Genomic DNA, 18,968 nt, shown 5'->3' with positions numbered 1-18,968 from the left:
GAATGGCATGGCCCCCATTATCCTTAACATAGGGGAGGGCTTTTCATGAAGAGTTTGCTAGCATGTCTCGCACTGATGATCGCCGGAATTGCAACCGCTTTATTTATCGGATTCCATGATCGTTCCGGCAGTAAAGAGATTGTTTATGATGACGATCAGGAAGGTTTACAGGATCAAATCGTGTTTACATTCAGCCATGTGGTTGCCGAAAATACGCCGAAAGGGCTGGCCGCCAATAAATTCGCTGATCTGGTGAACGAAAAATCTGGCGGGAAAATTAAAATTGAAGTATTCCCGAATGGGAGCCTGTATTCGGACATCGAAGAAATTGAAGCATTGCAAAACGGCGATGTTCAATTTATCGCCCCCTCCACATCAAAGCTCGGCATGCTCTCGCCTGAATGGGGCGTGCTGGATCTGCCGTATGCATTTACGGATTACGATGCCGTCAAAAAAGGGCTGAACGGCAGCATCGGCACACAGCTGTTTGATTCTCTAAAGAAAAACCAATTAAAAGGCCTCGCCTATTGGACAAACGGTTTTAAACAAATTACGACAAATCAAGGACCGGTCAAAACCCCGGATGATTTAAAAGGGCAAGATCTCCGCATTATGCAAAGCGATGTGATAGAGGATCAGTTCAAACTGCTTGGCGCAACACCTCATCAGGAATCCTTCAATTCTACCTTTCAGCTGTTAGAAAACAATGTGGTTGATGGTGAAGAAAATACAATCTCAAACATCTATTCTAAAAAATTTTATAATGTTCAGGACTATTTGACAATAAGCAGCCACGGCTATCTCGGCTACGCTGTTATGACTGATGAGCATTTCTGGAACGCGCAAACACCGGAAACAAGACGCATTTTGACTGAAGCGATGAAGGAAACGACAGAGTGGAATGAAACGTATGCCGAACAAATGAACAAGGAGCAGCTGGATGAAATCAAAAAAAATTCATCTATTACAATCTATGAGCTGACAGAGAAAGAGAAAAAAGCATGGATGAAGCGCCTCGATCCTGTTTATCATCAGTACGAGCCCATTTTTGGCCGGAAGCTGATTCAGGCGCTTTTAAAACTGCGCGAAGATTCATAGCCCCATCTTAATAGGCTGTTTTTTGTTTATCTTTGCTCCTACCGGAAATATAGAAAGAGATAAACGAAAAAAGGAGATGGGAACATGTTTAAGCACACGAAAATGCTGCAGCATCCTGCTAAACCAGATCGTCCAGATCCGTTATTCGCTAAAAAAATGCAAGAAATTTTAGGCGGGCAATTCGGAGAAATTTCGGTTGCCATGCAGTATTTATTTCAAGGCTGGAATACAAGAGGAAATGAAAAATACAAGGATTTGCTGATGGATACGGCAACTGAGGAAATCGGGCACGTTGAAATGATCGCCACAATGATCGCCAGACTTCTTGAGGATGCCCCGCTTGATCAGCAGGAAAAAGCCGCTGAAGATCCGGTCATCGGCTCCATCCTGGGCGGTATGAATCCTCACCATGCGATTGTATCAGGACTTGGCGCCATGCCGGAAAGCAGTACAGGCGTGCCTTGGAGCGGCGGCTATATCGTAGCGAGCGGAAACCTGCTCGCAGACTTCCGCGCCAATCTGAATGCGGAATCACAAGGCCGTCTGCAGGTCGCGCGACTGTTTGAAATGACAGATGACAAAGGCGTCAAAGATATGCTCAGCTTCCTGCTGGCGCGTGACACGATGCACCAAAATCAATGGCTCGCCGCCATTAAAGAATTAGAAGCACAAGAAGGCCCGATTGTGCCGGGGACTTTCCCGAAAGCACTCGAAAAACAAGAGTTCTCGCATCAGCTTATCAATTTCTCTGAAGGCGAAGAAAGTGCCGAGCAAATCTGGCTGAACGAAAAAGCGCCGGATGGAGAAGCCTTTGAATATGTGAAAGAAGCTAAAGCTTTTGGAGAAAAACCGGAATTAAAACCAGCACCGCCTTTTGTTCATGATACGCTTCCGGGACGCGAGTAAAGACACAAGCCCAAAACATGATGTTTTGGGCTTTCATTATGCCTTCAGAACCGTCCAGTCTGGCTCGTGCCGGATGTCAGAGTTATGTAACAGATCGTGAATGAACGGTTCACCCTCTTCGTACAGCGTCACTTCTATCGAAAGAATCACTGCCTTCTGTTCATTTTCCTCGTATATGCTGTCATGTTCATTCTCCATAAAATGATCATAGGCAGCTCTGTTCTCCCAAACGCTGATGATTTCTGCGGTGAACAGCCCATCTGCTGTTTTCCGCCAGCCGCCGGCCTGTTTGATGAAGCCGCTTATATGTAATAATGCTCCCCACTGTGACTGGGCTTTTGCAAATGCTTCAGCGTTTGCATCGTCTATTTCACATACAATCTTTTTGATTAGCATTATGAATCCTCACTGATAACCGTTTCCGCATGCTTATGCTCGACACAGAGATTGACGGTTCTAACGTAAGAGCGCGTGCGGTGAACTGTGCCTTTCGGGATGAGCAGGCTGTCATTTGCTTTGAGTACCGCGGTTTCTTTGTCCTTAAAATCGATAAGCAGCTCACCTTCAAGAACGATGAACAATTCATCTGAGTCAGGGTGATGGTGCCAGTCATATTCTCCCGTAAACACTGCGAGACGCAAGCAATGGTCGTTGACCTCTGAGATTGAAAAATTAGCGTGTTTTTCTTTGACTTCATTTGCGATGGCGAGTAAGTTTTGCATCTCGGACATTAGCGAAAACCCCTTTTTCACTTATTGTATCGCAACAATGCCTTAGATCAAGAAATTTCCATTATAAAAAGCGATCCAGCTGATGCGCCGGATCGCTTTTTATCTTCAGAGTGTCTGCCTTTATGCTATTGATTAGTCGTTGTTGCGGGCGTTTCCGCCTTTTGAGCCAATTTCTTGATAGAATTCTTTATCATGATTTTTGCTTGTTGCTTCTCCGCCTTTACGGCCGATTTCTTGATAGAATTCTTTGTCATGATTTTCGCTAGTGGCTTCTCCGCCTTTTTCACCGATTTCTTGATAGAACTCTTTGTCATGGTTTCGGCTAGTGGCTTCTCCGCCTTTTTCGCCAATTTCTTGATAGAATTCTTTGTCATGGTTTTCGCTAGTGGCTTCTCCGCCTTTTTTCCCAATCTCTTGATAGAATTCTTTATCATGGTTTTTGCTTGTTGTTTCTCCGCCTTTTCTACCTGCTTCTTCTCTGCTCATTTTGTTATTGTCTGCCATTTTGAATTCCTCCTTTAATTGGTGTTGGTTGTTGTATTCCCGCTGACAATTCTTTTAAACAAACAAAACACATTGAGTGTGTTTTCATGAAAAAAAGCAGGCGGAGCGCGGTGTCCGTCTGCTTTTTTTCTATTCCATCACTTGTTCTGTTTCTTGCAGCCTCTGTAGAATGCGCCGCTTTTTATACAGCATCATGCCTGTTTCGGTAATATCGTTTAATGTCGAGCGATTGGCTGCCGCGCCAAAGACCATTCCCGCGACCGGCACCAGCTGAAAAAGCTTTTTCCAGCCGAATGTGTCTCGATAGCCTAAAACAACCTCACGCCAGCCTTGGATTTGTGAAGCGACATTCTTATATGTACGGTCTTGATCGTAATCTTTCAATTCTTGCAAAATCGATTTTTTGCCGACAACATCAGCCGATGTCAGCTGCAAACATTTTACGATGAAGACACGCTCTTTTTTCTCCTTTGGATCATAGCCGTAAGCAACCGCAATATCCTGTAGCGTTTTCAACGACAGGCCAAGCACGGCCGGAATGTCTGCCGCCAGAGTAAATACGCCGCCCACACCTGTTGTCGCGCCTTGAACGGTTGCGGCGTTGATTCTGTTTTTCCCCATTCCTTCAGCAATTTCATCCATAACAGGCAGAGGCGCTTTTCGGACATCCTCTAACGATTCGAAAATCTCATCCGGCAGTTTTTTTTGAAACATCTTGATAATCTGTTTTTCAGATGTCAGGTACTGTCCTCCTGTTTGAACAAAGCTGCCGACTTCATCCAAGAGCGTGCCGATCTTTTTCTGGATGAATTCCGGTGTCAGCTTGTCCAGCAGCTGAAACGGGAGACGGCTGAGCTTTTCCCAAAACCAGACTTTTTGCTGATCTTTTTCCCATTTCTCTATTTCTTTTAATTGCTGATGCAAGTCTTCTTTACGTTCTGTTGTCACCCAACCCGCACTTCCCTTCTGTTTTTTCTCCTATATAGTATACCTCCATTTTCTCGGGTACGTTTTTATTTTTCACCTGCGGGTACCATTTTTATAAAAGGAAAAGGAGTGATGGACATGCCTTGGTCGATGAAGGATTATCCAGCTTCATTGAAAAACCTTGAAAAGCCGGTGAAGAAAAAAGCAATTGAAATTGCGAATGCGATGATTGATGAGGGCTATGAGGATGGGCGCGCGATCCCGATTGCGACAAGCAAAGCAAAGGAATGGGCAGAAAACGCCTCTAATGAAGAAATTGATGATTTCCTCAAGCATGATGATGAGACAGAACGCGATGAAGATTCCAGCAGCGGCGGAGACCCTGAGCTCATGGATAAAGCAGAGCATGTCATTAAACATAAAAACGGCTGGGCGGTCAGAGCCGAGGGTGCCAAACGGGTATCTGAAATCAAGGATACAAAGAAAGAAGCGATTGAGCGGGCAAAGGAAATCGCAGCGCATAAAGGCACGGGGGTGATTGTTCATTTGGCTGACGGCAGCGTGCAGAGAAAAATCAAAACAGGATCGTAACACGATATGCTTTTCGATGTTTCAGGTTTGGCAGGAGCGGTTATAGATTGATAAATCATTTATGAGAGGTGAGTATGATGATTAGCTTTTTGGTATCATTAGTCGTTGCTATCGTAATCGGATTAATCGGAAGCGCCATCGTAGGAAACCGGATGCCGGGAGGAATTTTCGGCTCTATGATCGCCGGGCTGATCGGCGCTTGGATCGGACATGGGCTTCTAGGCACTTGGGGACCAAGCCTCGCCGGCTTTGCTATTTTCCCGGCCATCATCGGGGCCGCCATCTTCGTATTCTTGCTGAGCCTCGTATTTCGCGGGCTGCGGAAGGAAGCCTAACTCATTTCATTCAGGAGGCATCGTTTCAAACTGAAACGATGCCTTTTTATATGGGACCTTATCCGAATCCCTACATATCATGTTACATAACAGGGAAAAATTCAGGAGTGTGTTTTGAACATTTTCGGTTGACAAGAAACCGGGATGGTCATATGATGTAGATAAAATAATTTGCCTTAAGGAAACTCTTTGTTGTACGGCAAAAACAAACAGAATTCAGGTGAGACATGATGAACAAGGACATCACAGCACAATCTCCCCGTTCCAAAGCAGTCCAAGATGCGCTTGACGGGAAAATCAAAGGATTCAGAGGACTGCTTCCTTTTCTGGGTCCTGCGTTTATAGCAGCCATTGCCTATATTGATCCCGGCAACTTCGCAACGAATATATCGGCGGGTTCTAAATACGGATATATGCTGCTATGGGTGATTTTATTTTCGAATATCATGGCGCTATTAATCCAATCACTATCCGCTAAACTCGGTATTGCGACAGGCAAAAATCTGCCTGAGGTTGCCCGCGAAGAATTCCCAAAGCCCGTTTCCATCGGATTATGGATTCAGGGCGAGCTGGTCATTATCGCAACTGATCTGGCGGAATTTATCGGAGCGGCTCTGGGGCTGTATTTGCTGTTTGGCATCCCGATGCTTGAAGCGTCAATTATAGCGGCGATTGGTTCTTTCGCGATATTGGAGCTACAGCGCCGCGGTTATCGCTCACTTGAAGCCGGCATTGCCGGTATGCTGTTTGTGGTGGTGATCGCCTTTGCGCTGCAGACCTTTTTTGCAAAGCCTGATGCCGTGTCAGTGATGAAGGGCCTGTTTGTCCCGACGTTTCACGGCACTGACAGTGTGCTTCTTGCAGCGGGTATTCTCGGCGCAACCGTTATGCCGCACGCCATTTATTTACACTCAGCCCTCACACAGCGGCGGGTGATCGGCAAAACCGACGCTGAACGGAAAAAAATCTTCAGATTTGAATTTATTGATATTTTAATAGCGATGCTGATTGCAGGGGCTATTAACGCAAGCATGCTGATTGTGGCTGCAGCATTATTCTTTAAAAACGGCCTGTTTGTCGAGGATCTCGATGTCGCGTTTCAGCAATTCGGACATCTTGTCAGCCCTGTGTCAGCAATGTTATTCGGGATCGGACTGCTCGTTGCCGGACTATCCAGCTCATCTGTGGGCACACTTTCAGGCGACGTGATCATGCAAGGATTTATCAACTACCGTATCCCGCTGTATGTACGGCGGTTTATCACGATCATTCCGCCGATTTTGATCATCGCGTCAGGCGTTAATCCGACGTCCGCTCTTGTGCTGAGCCAGGTCGTGCTGTCCTTCGGCATCGCCTTTGCCTTAATCCCGCTTATTATGTTTACAAGCAATAAACGGATTATGGGGTCACTGATCAACTCTAAATGGGTCACAGTGGTGTCTTGGCTGATTGCTGTATTGATCGTCGCTTTGAATGTGTTTTTAATTGTTGATACGTTTCGTTAGAAAAAACCGGCTGTTCAGCCGGTTTTTGATTTTGCGGAAAAGCTCATTGATATCCTTTTTGACAGAAATTTGTTATGATAGAAGAAAAAATCGGAGTTTTGATGATGTCAGTATTTATTCTGTTTTATTTATGGATCGTTCCTATTGTCATCGGCATTTTATGTTCTGTTGCCGCCTATAAATCAAAGGGAAAAATGCGGATCGCGCCCGGAATTGCCATGATCGTGCTTAGTATCATTTCCTTGATCACCGCGTTTACGGTCGGACATACGAATTTCCACGTGTTTATCGGCGGAATGTTTTTATTCGGCACGTTGTTGGTTGGTTCTGCTTTTCCTTTCTTTTTCGGGCTTAAGAAAAAAGAAAAATAAGCTTATAAAGACTGCACTCTGTAAGATTTGATAAGAAAAAACATATGAAACATAAAAGGACAAATGCGCTGATCTTTTTGCTTTGAAAGAAGATGCATTTGTCCTTTTATCCGTTTAGAGCATGACGCAAATCATAACCGCTGCATAAATCATTCCTGCATATCGGAATAAATACAATAATAACTTCATACTTCAAACATGGTGCTCCTATCACGCCATATGTTTCCAACACATTAAAACAGGGGCCTTTCAAAGGCCCCTGCTTTTTAAAATAACCGTTTTAAACTTTTCTTCAGTGACGGCATTTCGATTTTTTGGTTTTCGAAGAAATTTTTCAGCATGTATTTGCTGAAGCCCTTTGCCTGCCCGTAGGTGATTTTACCGGGCAGCGGCGGTTCGTTTCCAATCATGACGTCTACGACAACCGGCTGATCTGAGTGCAGCGCCTCATGGAAAGCCGGCGCAAGCTCTTCCGCTCTGGTCACCTTGATGCCCTTTGCTCCGCAGCTTTCTGCAAATGCGGCATAGTCGACATTTTGAAGTTTTGTCACATAGTCGATATTGCCTTTGACTTGCTGCTCATACTCGATCATGCCGAGATTTTCGTTGTTTAAAATGACGACGGTAATCGGAAGCTTATATTTGACGGCGGTCGGGAGATCCTGCATCACCATGGAAAAGCCCCCGTCACCGCAGACGGCGATTGCCTGGCGCTCCGGTTCGGCCAAGCTTGAGGCGATCGCTCCCGGCAGACCGCAGCCCATTGTCGCAAGCCAGCTGGAAACGATGAAATCCTGGTTCGCGTTCATTTTGAAATGCCGCGCCATCCAAACTGTCACAGTGCCGACATCTACAGACAGCACCGCATCATCGGCTGCCGCTTCCTGAAGACGGGCCACGACCTGCTGAGGTTTTAGAGGTGTTGCCGCCTCAGTCTCATCTTTTTCGATTTCGTTCCACCAATGCTGCATATGTTCCGTGCAGGCATTCAGGAACCTTCTGTCTTCCTTCCGTTCAATATACTCCGTCAATTCGCGCAGGCCGAGGGCTGAATCACAGACAAGGCCCGCTGTCACCGGATAGCGCTTTCCGATTTTCGCCGGGTCTGAATCGAGCTGGATCGCCGGCGTATCATCAGGCAAATAATCACGGTACGGAAATGAGGTTCCGAGCATGATTAATAAATCACATTCCTCCATTGCCTCGTAGGCCGTCTTCGTGCCAATCTGTCCGAGGTTGCCGAGAAAATGCGGGTGCTTATCGGGAACAACGCCTTTTGCCGGGAGCGTGACAACGATCGGCGCAGCGGCTTTGTCCGCAAACTCCAGCAGCTCCCGTTTCGCCTTTTTCATTCCCTGCCCCGCCAAAATAATCGGTTTCTTGGCGCTATTAATATACTGTGCGCAAGTGACGAGCTGTTCTTTTTTCGGTTCAAGGTTCCCTTCAATATACACCGGTGAAGTGTACACGGGCTTGCGTTTGATTTTCTCCGCGAACAAATCATCAGAGACGCTCAATACCGCGACGCCTTTTTTGCTGTAGGCGGTGCGGATCGCCTGATTCAAGAGATCCGGCAGTGATTCCGCACTATGTACCTCTCTGTTAAACACAGCCACGTCCTCAAACATTTGCTCAAGCTTGATTTCCTGAAAATAATCCCGTCCGACTTCGCCTGACGAGACCTGTCCTGCAATCGCCAGCACAGGAGCCCCGTCCGCTTTCGCGTCATATAAACCATTTAATAAGTGCACTGCGCCCGGCCCTGCGATCGACAGGCAGACGCCGATTTTGCCCGTGAGTTTCGCCTCAGCCGCGGCTGCCAGCGCTGCCACCTCTTCATGGCGGGTTTGAATGAAATTCAATCGATTTCTTTCGTGTCTTAATTCTTCAATAAACTCATTTATACTGTCTCCGGGGATGCCGTAAACATGATCAACTCCCCATTGTTCAAGCAGTTCTGTCATTGCTTGTCCTGCCGTTTTATGTGCCATGACGTATCCTCCTTTTTCCTTTTTTCAATACCACAGGAGAAAAGCTTTAAAACCCGGAGACCAGAATCACTTGCCCAGTCTTCTTTTGAACAGATCAATCGCCGCAAGCATGCTGTTGTCCTTAAGAATGACATTGATATCTCGAGCGCCGTGCATGAAATCGCTGATTTGCCTTTTTCGGTTCGGCACCATTAAAAGCGGCAAACGCCGCGGAGAAAACCACTTCAAATCCGCTGTCTCCATTCCGGACACGATCGCTCGTCCGCCTGTTATGCTTCCTGCGAACACATGCTGTTCATCTTGAAACTTGGGCCTTTGATAAACACCTATTTTCACAGAAAGCGCGGCGTTGTACCCCGTTTCTTCCAGCACCTCTCGGACTGCAGCCGCCTCAGCCGTTTCCCCGGGATCAACTTTTCCGCCCGGCAGATCCCATTAAGGGACATCTTTTCGTTCCACCAGCAGAATCTGATGTTTTTCGTTCGTTCCAATGACAAATGCGCCTTTCGTATACATCGCCATTTCTCCTTTTCCCGCAAAAAAAGACCAAGGTCGTTCCCTTGGTCTTAGTTGCTTTACTTTTTAAAATGATACGGCAGCGTGGCCACCATGATGTCCTTTTTCCAGAACAGCCGGACTCTGAGGAGGAAGGCTGATTGGTTGTGAAGGATCGTGTGCCAGCGTTTTTTCGTAATAAATTGCGGAAACAGCACCATGACGGAAAACTGCTCCTTCTTCGCTTTTGCTTCTACAGTCTCCAAAAACTTATCAAACGGATGGACGAGGCTTCTGTACGAGGAGTGAAGCGTAACGAGGCGCACTCCGTTATGAAGCTCTTCCCAGCGTTTTTCGACTTTCTTTTCCTGTTCTCGGTCGAATGACACGTGAACGGCAATGACCTGATCGGACAATGATTTCGCGTATTGAATCGATTTTTGCACGACAGTCGTGACACCGGCTACAGGTACAATCACGACCGTGCCTTTGATTTCTTCTGGCTGCTCATCCACGATGCGAAGCTGTTCACCAACAGCTGTATAGTGATTTTTTATCACGTAAAATAGCAGAACGACGATAGGCATAAAGATTAAAACCGGCCATACAACATTAAACTTTGTCACAAACAGGATGGACAGGACCATAAACGAAATCAAAGCGCCGCACGCGTTGATCAGCATTTTTCCGATCCAGCCTTTTGGTTTTTGCTTGTTCCATTTGATACACATGCCGGTTTGCGAAAGCGTAAATGGGATAAATACGCCGACAGCATATAACGGGATTAAGTGCTCTGTCTGTCCTCCGAATAACAGGATGAGCATAATAGAGGCAATGCCTAAAAAGATAATCCCATTTGAGAAGCCTAAGCGGTCGCCTCTAACTGTAAACATACGCGGCATATACTGGTCTTTCGCCAGGTTGAAGGCAAGCTGCGGGAAGGCTGAAAATCCCGTATTCGCCGCCAGGACCAAAATAAGTGATGTCACACCTTGAATGACATAGTAGAACACATTCCGCCCGAAGGTTTCGGACGCAATTTGTGAAACCACCGTTTCATTCGGCTTTGGCGCCGTTCCATATCCGTATGCGAGCACCGTAATGCCGGCAAACAGAATCGCCAGCAAAATCCCCATCATCGCAAGCGTTCTTGCCGCGTTTCGCGCGGGCGGATTCTTGAAAGCAGGAATCGCGTTAGAAATGGCCTCAACCCCGGTCAGCGCCGAGCAGCCGGAGGAAAAAGCCTTAAGCAGCAAAAACAGTGTAATGCCGGCTACCGGTGTGCCGAGCGGTGTATGATGGACAGGCTGGTCAATTTGCCCCGTCATGAGTTTAAACAACCCTACTGCAATCAGAACCAGAAGCGCCACCACAAACAAATAAACCGGATAGGCAAGAATCGATGCCGATTCTGAAAGACCGCGCAGGTTCAAAATCATAATGACTATTACCAGAAAAACAGCGATCGGCAGATGATAATCATGCAATGTAGGAAAGGCCGACGTGATGGCGTCCGTGCCTGCTGAAATACTTACCGCTACCGTTAAAATATAATCGACAAGCAATGAACCGCCTGCGATCAATCCCGGCTTTTCACCGAGGTTTTCTTTCGAAACAACATACGCTCCGCCGCCCTGCGGGTAAGCGTAAATAATCTGCCTATATGAAAGAATCAGTGCGAGCAGCAATATAAGAACGCCAACCGCAATCGGAATGGAGTACCAAAAAGCGGCAGCACTGATTGTTGCCAAAATGATCAAAATTTGTTCTGTCCCATATGCGACAGATGACAGCGCATCTGAGGAAAGCATCGCTAAGGCTTTTAATTTCGTCAGCTTTTGCTCTCCAGCAGCTTGAGATTTTAATGGTTTCCCAATCAAAAAACGTTTGATTGAATGATACATCGATGTCTTCCCCTTTTAATTTCCCATTTTTGAATTAAAACAATAAAACATCAGCATCTTGCTCTCACATTTTGTAATGTCCTTTCTGCTATGATGTCTCTGTATGCGATTCGCATTCTAAAAAATGAACAGCAAAAAACACAGAGGCAAACGGATGCCCCTGTGCCAGCACATCGAACACAGGTTTCATTCATCTCCTCTCACGAACGCTTACGAGGTTAGCTGACGGATTCGGGCATATGAGAGTTTGCCCTACCTAAAAAGGATTCACCCCAACGGCAAAAAAACCGTTTTAATGGGTCCCCCGCTCTGATTTCAGATTAAGCGATTTGTTTTCTAAAAGAGATCATACTCCCGTTCACGCACGTTGTAAAGAGGCTTATTGGCCGAGCTGAAAAAATAAAATGACAGGTTCCACAAATGGAATTTACATACCAAAAACAAAAAAACAGAGGCTAGATTGCCTCTGCTTTATTCTGTATCTGTCTTTCTTTTTCTTCGTCTTACGGCAACCCAAATGAACACTGCCGCAATCACCATGATAAGTGCAAGCACACCAATATACAGCCATTTCTGGCTATGATCCTGTGATGGTTGTTCTGCGCTGGAATTGTTTGTTTCCGATTTGAGCTGCTGATGGTTTGTAAACACCTGCTGGCTGTCGGTTTCATTCACGACGGTTGCCGAGTCGTCGGTGCTGTTCAGATAATTGATGATCTCTTTCGTCACAGCCGCGCCATTTCCTTTAGACGGCGCAAAGACAGCCATTGTGTAGCGTGAATCCCAAGGAGATTCTTGGGTAAACGCCACTTGTTTTGTCGTCTCATTCAGCATTTCAAAACCTGATACATCAAACGAGCCGTCCTTCGCTTGCGGAACAAGCAGGTCTGATGATTTCTCCTTCAGAAGAGAAAATTGATTGGTGCCTCCTATGAAAATGAGGTTTCGCTCTTTGGCATCATTTGCTGTTACCTCAGATGATTTCTTCACCGTGTATGCATGCTGCGCTTCGCTGCCAAAAGACTCCGTTACGAGTGAAAGCTCCTTAAGCTTCGATTGGCCGACATTGTCAGGAAGCACGATCAGCGTTGTCTGTTCCTGAGTTCCGGCATAAGGAAGCGGCCACTCTTGAAAATCTGCTGACGGAGAAATGCCTTTAATGCCATAAGATAGGGTGCTGCTTTTATCGATAAAGACCCATTTTTCTTCATCAGTGGTGTTGCAAGGATTGTTTTCCTTTAACCCCGTTGTGACAAACTGAATATCAATGTAGCGGTTTTTCTGCAGCAGCTTAGGGTCCACTTTTACCGTAACATGATAGAACCCGTTTTTATCTTCTTTTCCTAAATCATCAAGCCGGACCGAGTGCGGTTGGCCGTTGATCATAACCTTCAGCTCTGCAGCCTGAGATGACGATTCGTTTTCGGCCGTTAAAGCTTGGATCGTTTCGGATTTTTTCAGCTTAAGCGACAGCTTCGCTGATTGGTTTTGGTCTAAAACTGCCGAAGCTGGATAAAAGTAATGTGCGGAAGATGTTTTGTCAGCTCCAATTGTGATGTCATCCGCTCCAAAATTCTCAAGGGCCAGCTTATTGCTTTCCTTTTTTTCAGCCTGCTGAAGCTTGCTGATTGAGAGTGTATCGCCGCTGAGCTGACCTGTGTATGTCTGATTTGTGATGACGCTGATTTTTTCAGTGAGCACGTCATCGGATGCCGCTTGTGCAAACAGGACCGGCTGCTGCTTGCCCTCTGATTTCAACACCCGCTCCGCAAGCAGAAGTTTTTCTCCTTTTGCCTGTAAACCGGCTTGTTTCATCAGCTTCTTCACCTTGCCGTTCCAATGCTTGTCCACTCCGATGAAAATCGTCGGCTTGTCGATTTTTTTCAGATCAGATTCTGTGACATACGAAATGCTGACACTGCTGTCCACCGTTTTCAAATAGCCTTCTGTTTTCACTGCAGCTTCAATTTCCGCCGAACTTGGCTCATCCGGAATGACGATGGCGGTTTTCTCCGCTGTATTTCCCGATTGGGCGAAAGGATATGGATAATGGTCCAGCGACGTGCCCTTCGCTTCACTGCTGTCCGCCAGCGTCAGGCGGCTGTCCGGATAAATTTTGATCCAGTTGCCGGACGTATCCTGTCTGACGCAGACGCCCTCTTTCATCACGCCGTAAAATTTCAGCGATACGTTGTGATAGCCTTGGGCAGACTGGCTTTTATTCAGGTTCAGCTTCAATGTTTTCCGTTTGGAATCACCATCTAGCTTTAAGGTTTTGACCGGTTCATTGTCGATAACAGCCGTTAACGATGATGGAGAAATTAAAAGATTTGATGCCTCGTATTCAATCACCAATTGCTGATTGCCGGAAGAAGCGCCTGCCGGGATCTGATATGTCAGCTCCGCGCTGTCTTTTGATCCGTACAGTGTAATCAGGTCACTTGTCAGCACCTGCTGTTTGGCTTGTTCTTGGCTGCTTTTTCCGAGAAGCGAGCCGCTGACCTGCACTTCTTTTGCAAGAGCCGCTTGTCCGGTCATCGCCATCAGCATGAGGCTTGTAAGAAAAATCATTATTTGTTTCAAAAAGGTCACCCGCTTTTATGTTGATTGTATCGTTCTGTTTTGTACCATTTGACCTCCTGCTTGAATAAACGGTGCTTGATTTCTACGAATAAAGAATAGATGACCAGCACAATCCATGCCTGCGAGTATGTAAAGTACATAAGGAATACGATAAAAAAGTTTTGCTTGTTCATTTCTGTTTTTTCAATGCTTAGCGTAATCATGACCTCTGTCATAAATAAGAAGAACGCCAAGATCCAGAGAATCATTGCCAAAAACCCGACCGACAAATGCAAATCATAAAACAGATTCACGACAAATATCGTGTTTGACATGATCACGCCAAAGAAAAACAGGAAGTACGTAAAGAAAAAATAAAACAAATCAAAGATAATCCGTTTTCGTTTCAGTTTGAAAAACTGCGCCAAAAATTTCAGCACAACATATTGATTGCCGCGCGCCCATCTGGTGCGCTGGCGCCACCAGACCTTCCATGTTTCCGGCTCCTGCTCCCAGGTGATGGCGGCAGGGAAAAAGCGGATGTGGTAGCCGAGATTATACACCCGGATGGTCAGCTCTGTATCCTCAGCAAGCGCTTTGTCATCCCAGCCCCCGAGCTTTTCAATAATGCTTCTCCGGATCGCGAAGTTGGTGCCTGGGATGGTGGCGATTTTGAACCACTTCCATCTGCCTCCCTGAGCCATCCATTGAAAACAAATCGTTTCGATATTAATAAACTTCGTCAAGAGCGTTTTTGCCGCATTGATGACGCGGAATTTCCCTACCACGGCGCCTGCCTTTTCATCATTCATCAGGCCGAGCACAAGGTAATACACCGCCATTTTTTCAGGCGTGTTGTCGGCGTCATATACACAGATCACGTCTCCGTTCGATTCGGCAAAACCCGAGTTAAGGGCAGAGGATTTGCCTTTTCCTGCGTTTGGCGGCTTTGTAATCACCATTTTGATGAAATCGTATTTATCGGAAAATTCATTGACGATATCTCCCGTCCGGTCTGAAGAATTGTCATTCACGACGATAATCTCCAGCCGGTCCTTCGGATAATAAAGGTTGACCATCGCCTTCAGCGTCTGCCGAATGACAACCTCTTCGTTATGCGCCGGGATGAGGACACTGACCTTTGGCAGCTCCTTCATGTTTTCCCTCCACTTCGGAATGTTCCGTTCGAAGGTCATATAGTGGCGGAACCCGCCCTGCATGAGAAACATATGGTAGAGAAGCATGACCCATATTAAACTTAGCGAGATAAAGAACAGCATATTACCCAAGGCTTCTTCTCTCCTTAAAAATTCGTTTTTTCAAAGTGGCTCTCAAGTAAAACGTATAACTGACAAACATGACAACAAATAAGAGCACGATTGCGGAGAGAATCCATAACGCCTTTTCCAGAGGGGTTTGCCGATGATGATCGAAAAACTCGTCAATGGCGCTTACGGCGTTTTTCACCTGAATCGTCCCATCACCGCTTGTATGAATTTCCACTTTGTCTGTTTTGACGGTTTGTTTCGTTTTCTTTAAATCAAGCCATTCACTGTCCGGAATGCGCTCCATCTGATCAACCAGCTCAGGCAGATATTTCATCCCGAGATACGGGTGATAAAACCCTCCGGCGACCCCGCCTTCAAAATCAATCATCTGGGAGATGTGCTCCTCCATATCGCCGAGCGGGTTTTGCTTAGATGTATCGACAAAGCCGATCGTTTCCGGATACAGTGTCATGCCATGCAGCATTGAAGGAGTTGTCACATACGGAGATGCACCGGATGTTTTCCACGTTGTGCCGCTGAGCTGGACCTGGCCAAAAATGCTTGTAAAATACTGCGAAGCGATTTGATAGCCATATTCGGACATCGTATAATGCGGCGCTTCAAACGCCAGCGGGTAGAGACTTGATGATGTCAAATCCTCAATGGCGCGCGTCAGTTTCTGCTTTGTATACGTTTCTTCCTTTTCACGAAATGGTTTCAAATAGCTGTTATAGGCTTGTTCGTTCGGAAAATCCTGTTCGGTTTCCAAAATGGACGGGGGGTCTTCGGCATTTCCGGATGTAATCGGCTGATCCGCTTTTGCATCCCAAAACTCAAAGCCCTCTCCTGTTTCACTGTAGCGATAGGCGTGTGTATAGCCGTGAACAATGATACTGCCGCCCATGCTTTGCAGCTTTTTCAGCACCTTGACCATCTTCGGCTTATCAGACAAATACACTTTGTCGCCTGTTTCCGGATTCATGTAAACAGGAATCACTGCCAGGATAAAAGGAACATGTCTCTTATATAGATATGTACCGGCTTGAAGCAGCAGTTTTTCATCAGACATCGGGCTGATATCCTCAAGACGCAAATACAATAACGTCGTTCCCGCTTTCTCTCCGAAAGTTTCCCTGAGCTGTTTCGCCACGAGTAAATTGTCATTTAACAAATTCGTTAATCCAATGTACACATTTGCTTTTTTTGTCTTCCATATAAAAGAATGCGTTTTGCCGTCATCCGCTTTAAAGGTATAAAGCGCCTTTCCTTTCAGGCCTGAAACGCTCAGCACGTTAAGCCCGCTCTCCAGAGACACATCGGTCTTTTCCGACCTGCTGTGGACCTGATACACATTTTCTTTGCCGGCTAATGAAAGCCCGGAAAATTGGCTGATTTGGCCTGCGTTATAGCCGATGGCAACAACAGGTTTTTTTACGCTGCTGATAAGAGACACCAGTTTTTTGCTGAGCTTTCTTTTCGTTTGGCCGTAATAAATCACATGGTCTTTGCCTTTGAGATCAGACGCTTCAACGTCCGAATCTTTTTTGACTGCCACATGTGATGTAAAGTGGCCCGCAAGCAAATCGAGCATTTTGACTTGAGACGACTCTTTGCCGTCCAAGGTTGAATAGATGATGAGAATGCCGGCATCCTGCTCGTTCGCTTGTGCGGAAACGGGAAAAGACGCAAGGGCTGAAAGCAGAAGCATTGTGACGCAGAGCAGCGTGATTCCTTTATAATTCATTCATCATCATCTCGTTTTCCAGTTCTTCTAAAAATTGATCAGCTGTTTTGATATCATTGCGATAAGGCAAATAGCAGACGTGGAACGTGAGCGACACATACTTGCCATTTTGCAGCTGATACGTGTCCAATTGTTTTTTCAGCTTTGTCAGGACGGCCGGCATATGTTCAGCGGGCGTGTGCGTCAGCACGATCCCGATACGCTCGTCGGAGGGGCGGAATTTCTTATCCGTTTCCCTGACGCTTGACCTGATTTGCTGACTGACATATTGGAAAAGGCGGTCCGTTTCTTTTTCACCGTACAAAGACTTAAACTCTTTGAAGTAATGCATATGCAGGAGCAAAAACACGAAAGAATTGCCGTAGCGCTCCGCCCGCTTGATTTCCTCTGAAAGTTCCAGCTTCATCCTCTGCTTGTTATCAAAGCCTGTCACCCTATCAACTGCGACAAAGCTTTTGATTTCGGATTGAAGCCGTGTGACTGAGCGCCGGAGCTCTGCTGCGATATCGTGGATTCTTCCAGATATAAATGAAAACAGCAAAAGCGCAATTCCCCACACGACAAGCATTCGCAGCCCTTCCTCAGCCGTAAACAGCGCAGTCTGTCCAGTTTGGAAAAACATCATTAAGGTGCCGAGAACAAAGAGTACGATTAAGGTCACTGCCAGCGCGTAAATCGGGCCGAACCAGATGCCTGCGGCGATGACGATAAACGTGATGCAAAGGATCAAAGCGCCTTCAGATTGCTGGGCTGATACATAATAAATAAACAGAGACAGGGCTGCGATGAGCCCTGAAAAATAAGAAAATAATTTTTGTGATTCATTGAATGATATTTTCATTAAAAAGCTTCCTTTCGGCTAACAGCGGCAGCAGATTGTCAAAAGAATGCGTTTGAGTGCCGCTCATATAACCTCCATAATACGGTTTCACCGGATCAAGGATTTCAAAGTCATTCATTCTGTCATATATGGCTTTAATGACAGAGGTGTCTTCATGCTGCTTCGTTAAAAATAATACGGCTAATGCGTATACGGATGGCGACTCATATTGGACGGCAGGCTCCTTCGTATCTGCCGAATATCGTCCGTACAGCTTTCCGTTTGTCTGAAATTCCTGCTTGATCCAGTCCGCTAAAACAGCGGCTGTTTCATCCCCTTCCGGCAAATGCCAAGCAGCGTAAAGCTGATCAATCAGGTTTACTTCACTGTCATAGGTGTATTTCTTTGTTTCCGAGCTGTATGTCTTCGGCAGAAAGCCGTTTTGTAAAGGAGCTGAATAGAGAACATTTGCATTCCGCTGTTCCGTTTCTTCGTCTATGATTCCATACTTCTTTAAGACAGCTAACGCATCAGGCATGACGTATGAAATCGTCACATCCTTTGAAGCGGCCTGTGAGTCGTAAAAGTCTGTAAATAATCCGTTGTTCATATTGTATGTCTTCAAAGCTGCGCCGATATCCCGAGCCGTTTGCGCGTAGTCGCTGCGGCCCCATTTTGCGGCGGCTTGGTCAAGAGACAGCATAATTCTCATATCATCTATCAGCGCATTCGTCCCGCTCGCTTGGCCGTTTTGAATCATCCACGTCACCAAGTGATTGCTCATCAGAAATGAATCAGTCAGATGCTGGTATTGCTCCTGAAAATGCGGGGCGTCATTTTTGCTGACCAAAAACTCCATCCATAGGCCGAGAGATTCTGATAAATACGAAGGCTGGTCTGACAAATCAGTTTTGATCAGCCCTTGGTCATTCATTAGATTGTGATAGATAAAATACTCCGCCGGCTGGAGCGGGCTGGTGTTCACTTCTGCCGCTGACTGAGTTTGGGCCTTATTTCCTGCCTCAGCACACCCTGCGGAAAGTCCGATAGATAAGAAGAATAAGATGACAGCAATTAACACATGCCTCACAGGCAAATCCCCCTTTGTCGCCTGAAGCGAATCAGACGCTCACAATTATATACAGACGAAAATATGACTGCCATGTTACAAAGTACATTTACTATAAAAGAAACAAATGCAGATTGCTAGCTTTTT

General features: G+C 46.2%; 17 protein-coding genes, 1 pseudogene and 1 riboswitch. Of the genes and pseudogenes, 6 read left to right on the top strand and 12 right to left on the bottom strand.

Annotated elements, in window-relative coordinates:
* Positions 1–45: 45 nt before the first annotated feature.
* A complete protein-coding gene (gene dctB / locus EFK13_RS02675; RefSeq protein ID WP_129506653.1) occupies positions 46–1,098 on the top strand; it encodes a C4-dicarboxylate TRAP transporter substrate-binding protein DctB in 1,053 nt (350 codons plus the stop codon).
* A gap of 84 nt (positions 1,099–1,182) precedes the next feature.
* Complete coding sequence (locus EFK13_RS02670) at positions 1,183–2,004, top strand: manganese catalase (protein WP_129506654.1); 822 nt, start codon at positions 1,183–1,185, stop codon at positions 2,002–2,004.
* Between the two features lie 36 nt (positions 2,005–2,040).
* Here the strand turns inward: EFK13_RS02670 and EFK13_RS02665 are convergent, their stop codons facing one another.
* The 4 genes from EFK13_RS02665 to EFK13_RS02650 all read right to left on the bottom strand — a co-directional run bounded on the left by EFK13_RS02665 (position 2,041) and on the right by EFK13_RS02650 (position 4,187).
* The gene (locus EFK13_RS02665) at positions 2,041–2,400 is read right to left on the bottom strand and encodes a YdbC family protein (RefSeq protein WP_129506655.1); all 360 of its coding nucleotides are present in this window, start codon (positions 2,398–2,400) and stop codon (positions 2,041–2,043) included.
* A complete protein-coding gene (locus EFK13_RS02660; protein ID WP_129506656.1) occupies positions 2,400–2,735 on the bottom strand; it encodes a cupin domain-containing protein in 336 nt (111 codons plus the stop codon). Before EFK13_RS02660 ends, EFK13_RS02665 begins: the two co-directional genes overlap by 1 nt.
* 132 nt (positions 2,736–2,867) lie before the next feature.
* Positions 2,868–3,239 (bottom strand): glucose starvation-inducible protein GsiB, encoded by a 372-nt coding sequence (gsiB, locus tag EFK13_RS02655; protein ID WP_064814638.1) that lies wholly within the window; start codon positions 3,237–3,239, stop codon positions 2,868–2,870.
* A 129-nt stretch (positions 3,240–3,368) separates the two neighbouring features.
* Positions 3,369–4,187, bottom strand: coding sequence for an EcsC family protein (locus EFK13_RS02650; RefSeq protein ID WP_129506657.1), 819 nt, complete (start codon positions 4,185–4,187; stop codon positions 3,369–3,371).
* A gap of 117 nt (positions 4,188–4,304) precedes the next feature.
* On the opposite strand from EFK13_RS02650, the gene EFK13_RS02645 reads away from it, so the two are divergent.
* From EFK13_RS02645 to EFK13_RS02630, 4 genes are all read left to right on the top strand, one after another.
* Positions 4,305–4,757 carry a DUF2188 domain-containing protein gene (locus EFK13_RS02645; protein ID WP_129506658.1) on the top strand — a complete coding sequence of 151 codons (453 nt, stop codon included), beginning with the start codon at positions 4,305–4,307 and terminating at the stop codon, positions 4,755–4,757.
* 77 nt (positions 4,758–4,834) lie between these two features.
* A complete protein-coding gene (locus EFK13_RS02640) occupies positions 4,835–5,092 on the top strand; it encodes a GlsB/YeaQ/YmgE family stress response membrane protein (protein ID WP_003225121.1) in 258 nt (85 codons plus the stop codon).
* 227 nt (positions 5,093–5,319) lie between these two features.
* On the top strand, positions 5,320–6,597 hold the full coding sequence (locus EFK13_RS02635) for an Nramp family divalent metal transporter (RefSeq protein ID WP_129506659.1): 1,278 nt from the start codon (positions 5,320–5,322) through the stop codon (positions 6,595–6,597).
* A 104-nt stretch (positions 6,598–6,701) separates the two neighbouring features.
* Complete coding sequence (locus EFK13_RS02630) at positions 6,702–6,968, top strand: hypothetical protein (RefSeq protein WP_129506739.1); 267 nt, start codon at positions 6,702–6,704, stop codon at positions 6,966–6,968.
* Between the two features lie 266 nt (positions 6,969–7,234).
* On the opposite strand, the gene EFK13_RS02625 is transcribed toward EFK13_RS02630, so the two are convergent.
* The 8 genes and pseudogenes from EFK13_RS02625 to EFK13_RS02590 all read right to left on the bottom strand — a co-directional run bounded on the left by EFK13_RS02625 (position 7,235) and on the right by EFK13_RS02590 (position 18,842).
* Positions 7,235–8,959, bottom strand: coding sequence for a pyruvate oxidase (locus EFK13_RS02625; RefSeq protein WP_129506660.1), 1,725 nt, complete (start codon positions 8,957–8,959; stop codon positions 7,235–7,237).
* Positions 8,960–9,025: 66 nt separating this feature from the next.
* Positions 9,026–9,475: pseudogene (locus EFK13_RS02620) on the bottom strand (NUDIX hydrolase).
* A gap of 59 nt (positions 9,476–9,534) precedes the next feature.
* Positions 9,535–11,358: a potassium transporter KimA gene (gene kimA, locus EFK13_RS02615; protein WP_129506661.1), complete on the bottom strand. Its 1,824-nt coding sequence runs from the start codon at positions 11,356–11,358 to the stop codon at positions 9,535–9,537.
* Between the two features lie 192 nt (positions 11,359–11,550).
* Positions 11,551–11,695: riboswitch (cyclic di-AMP (ydaO/yuaA leader) on the bottom strand.
* Positions 11,696–11,829: 134 nt separating this feature from the next.
* On the bottom strand, positions 11,830–13,941 hold the full coding sequence (locus EFK13_RS02610) for a cellulose biosynthesis cyclic di-GMP-binding regulatory protein BcsB (protein WP_129506662.1): 2,112 nt from the start codon (positions 13,939–13,941) through the stop codon (positions 11,830–11,832).
* 5 nt (positions 13,942–13,946) lie between these two features.
* Positions 13,947–15,209, bottom strand: coding sequence for a glycosyltransferase family 2 protein (locus EFK13_RS02605; RefSeq protein ID WP_129506663.1), 1,263 nt, complete (start codon positions 15,207–15,209; stop codon positions 13,947–13,949).
* Positions 15,202–16,911 (bottom strand): DUF2334 domain-containing protein, encoded by a 1,710-nt coding sequence (locus EFK13_RS02600; RefSeq protein WP_129506740.1) that lies wholly within the window; start codon positions 16,909–16,911, stop codon positions 15,202–15,204. Before EFK13_RS02600 ends, EFK13_RS02605 begins: the two co-directional genes overlap by 8 nt.
* Positions 16,912–16,921: 10 nt before the next feature.
* Complete coding sequence (gene epsK / locus EFK13_RS02595) at positions 16,922–17,773, bottom strand: cyclic-di-GMP receptor EpsK (protein WP_129506664.1); 852 nt, start codon at positions 17,771–17,773, stop codon at positions 16,922–16,924.
* Entirely contained in the window at positions 17,754–18,842 is a 1,089-nt protein-coding gene (locus tag EFK13_RS02590; RefSeq protein WP_129506665.1) for a lipoprotein YdaJ, read from the bottom strand. The genes epsK and EFK13_RS02590 overlap by 20 nt, the downstream gene beginning before the upstream one ends.
* Between the last annotated feature and the right edge of the window lie 126 nt (positions 18,843–18,968).

Origin of the sequence: Bacillus cabrialesii (assembly GCF_004124315.2) — a bacterium.
Taxonomy (GTDB): domain Bacteria; phylum Bacillota; class Bacilli; order Bacillales; family Bacillaceae; genus Bacillus; species Bacillus cabrialesii.
Note: the sequence above shows the minus strand (reverse complement) of the source record. Positions and strands in the feature narration are given on the sequence as shown.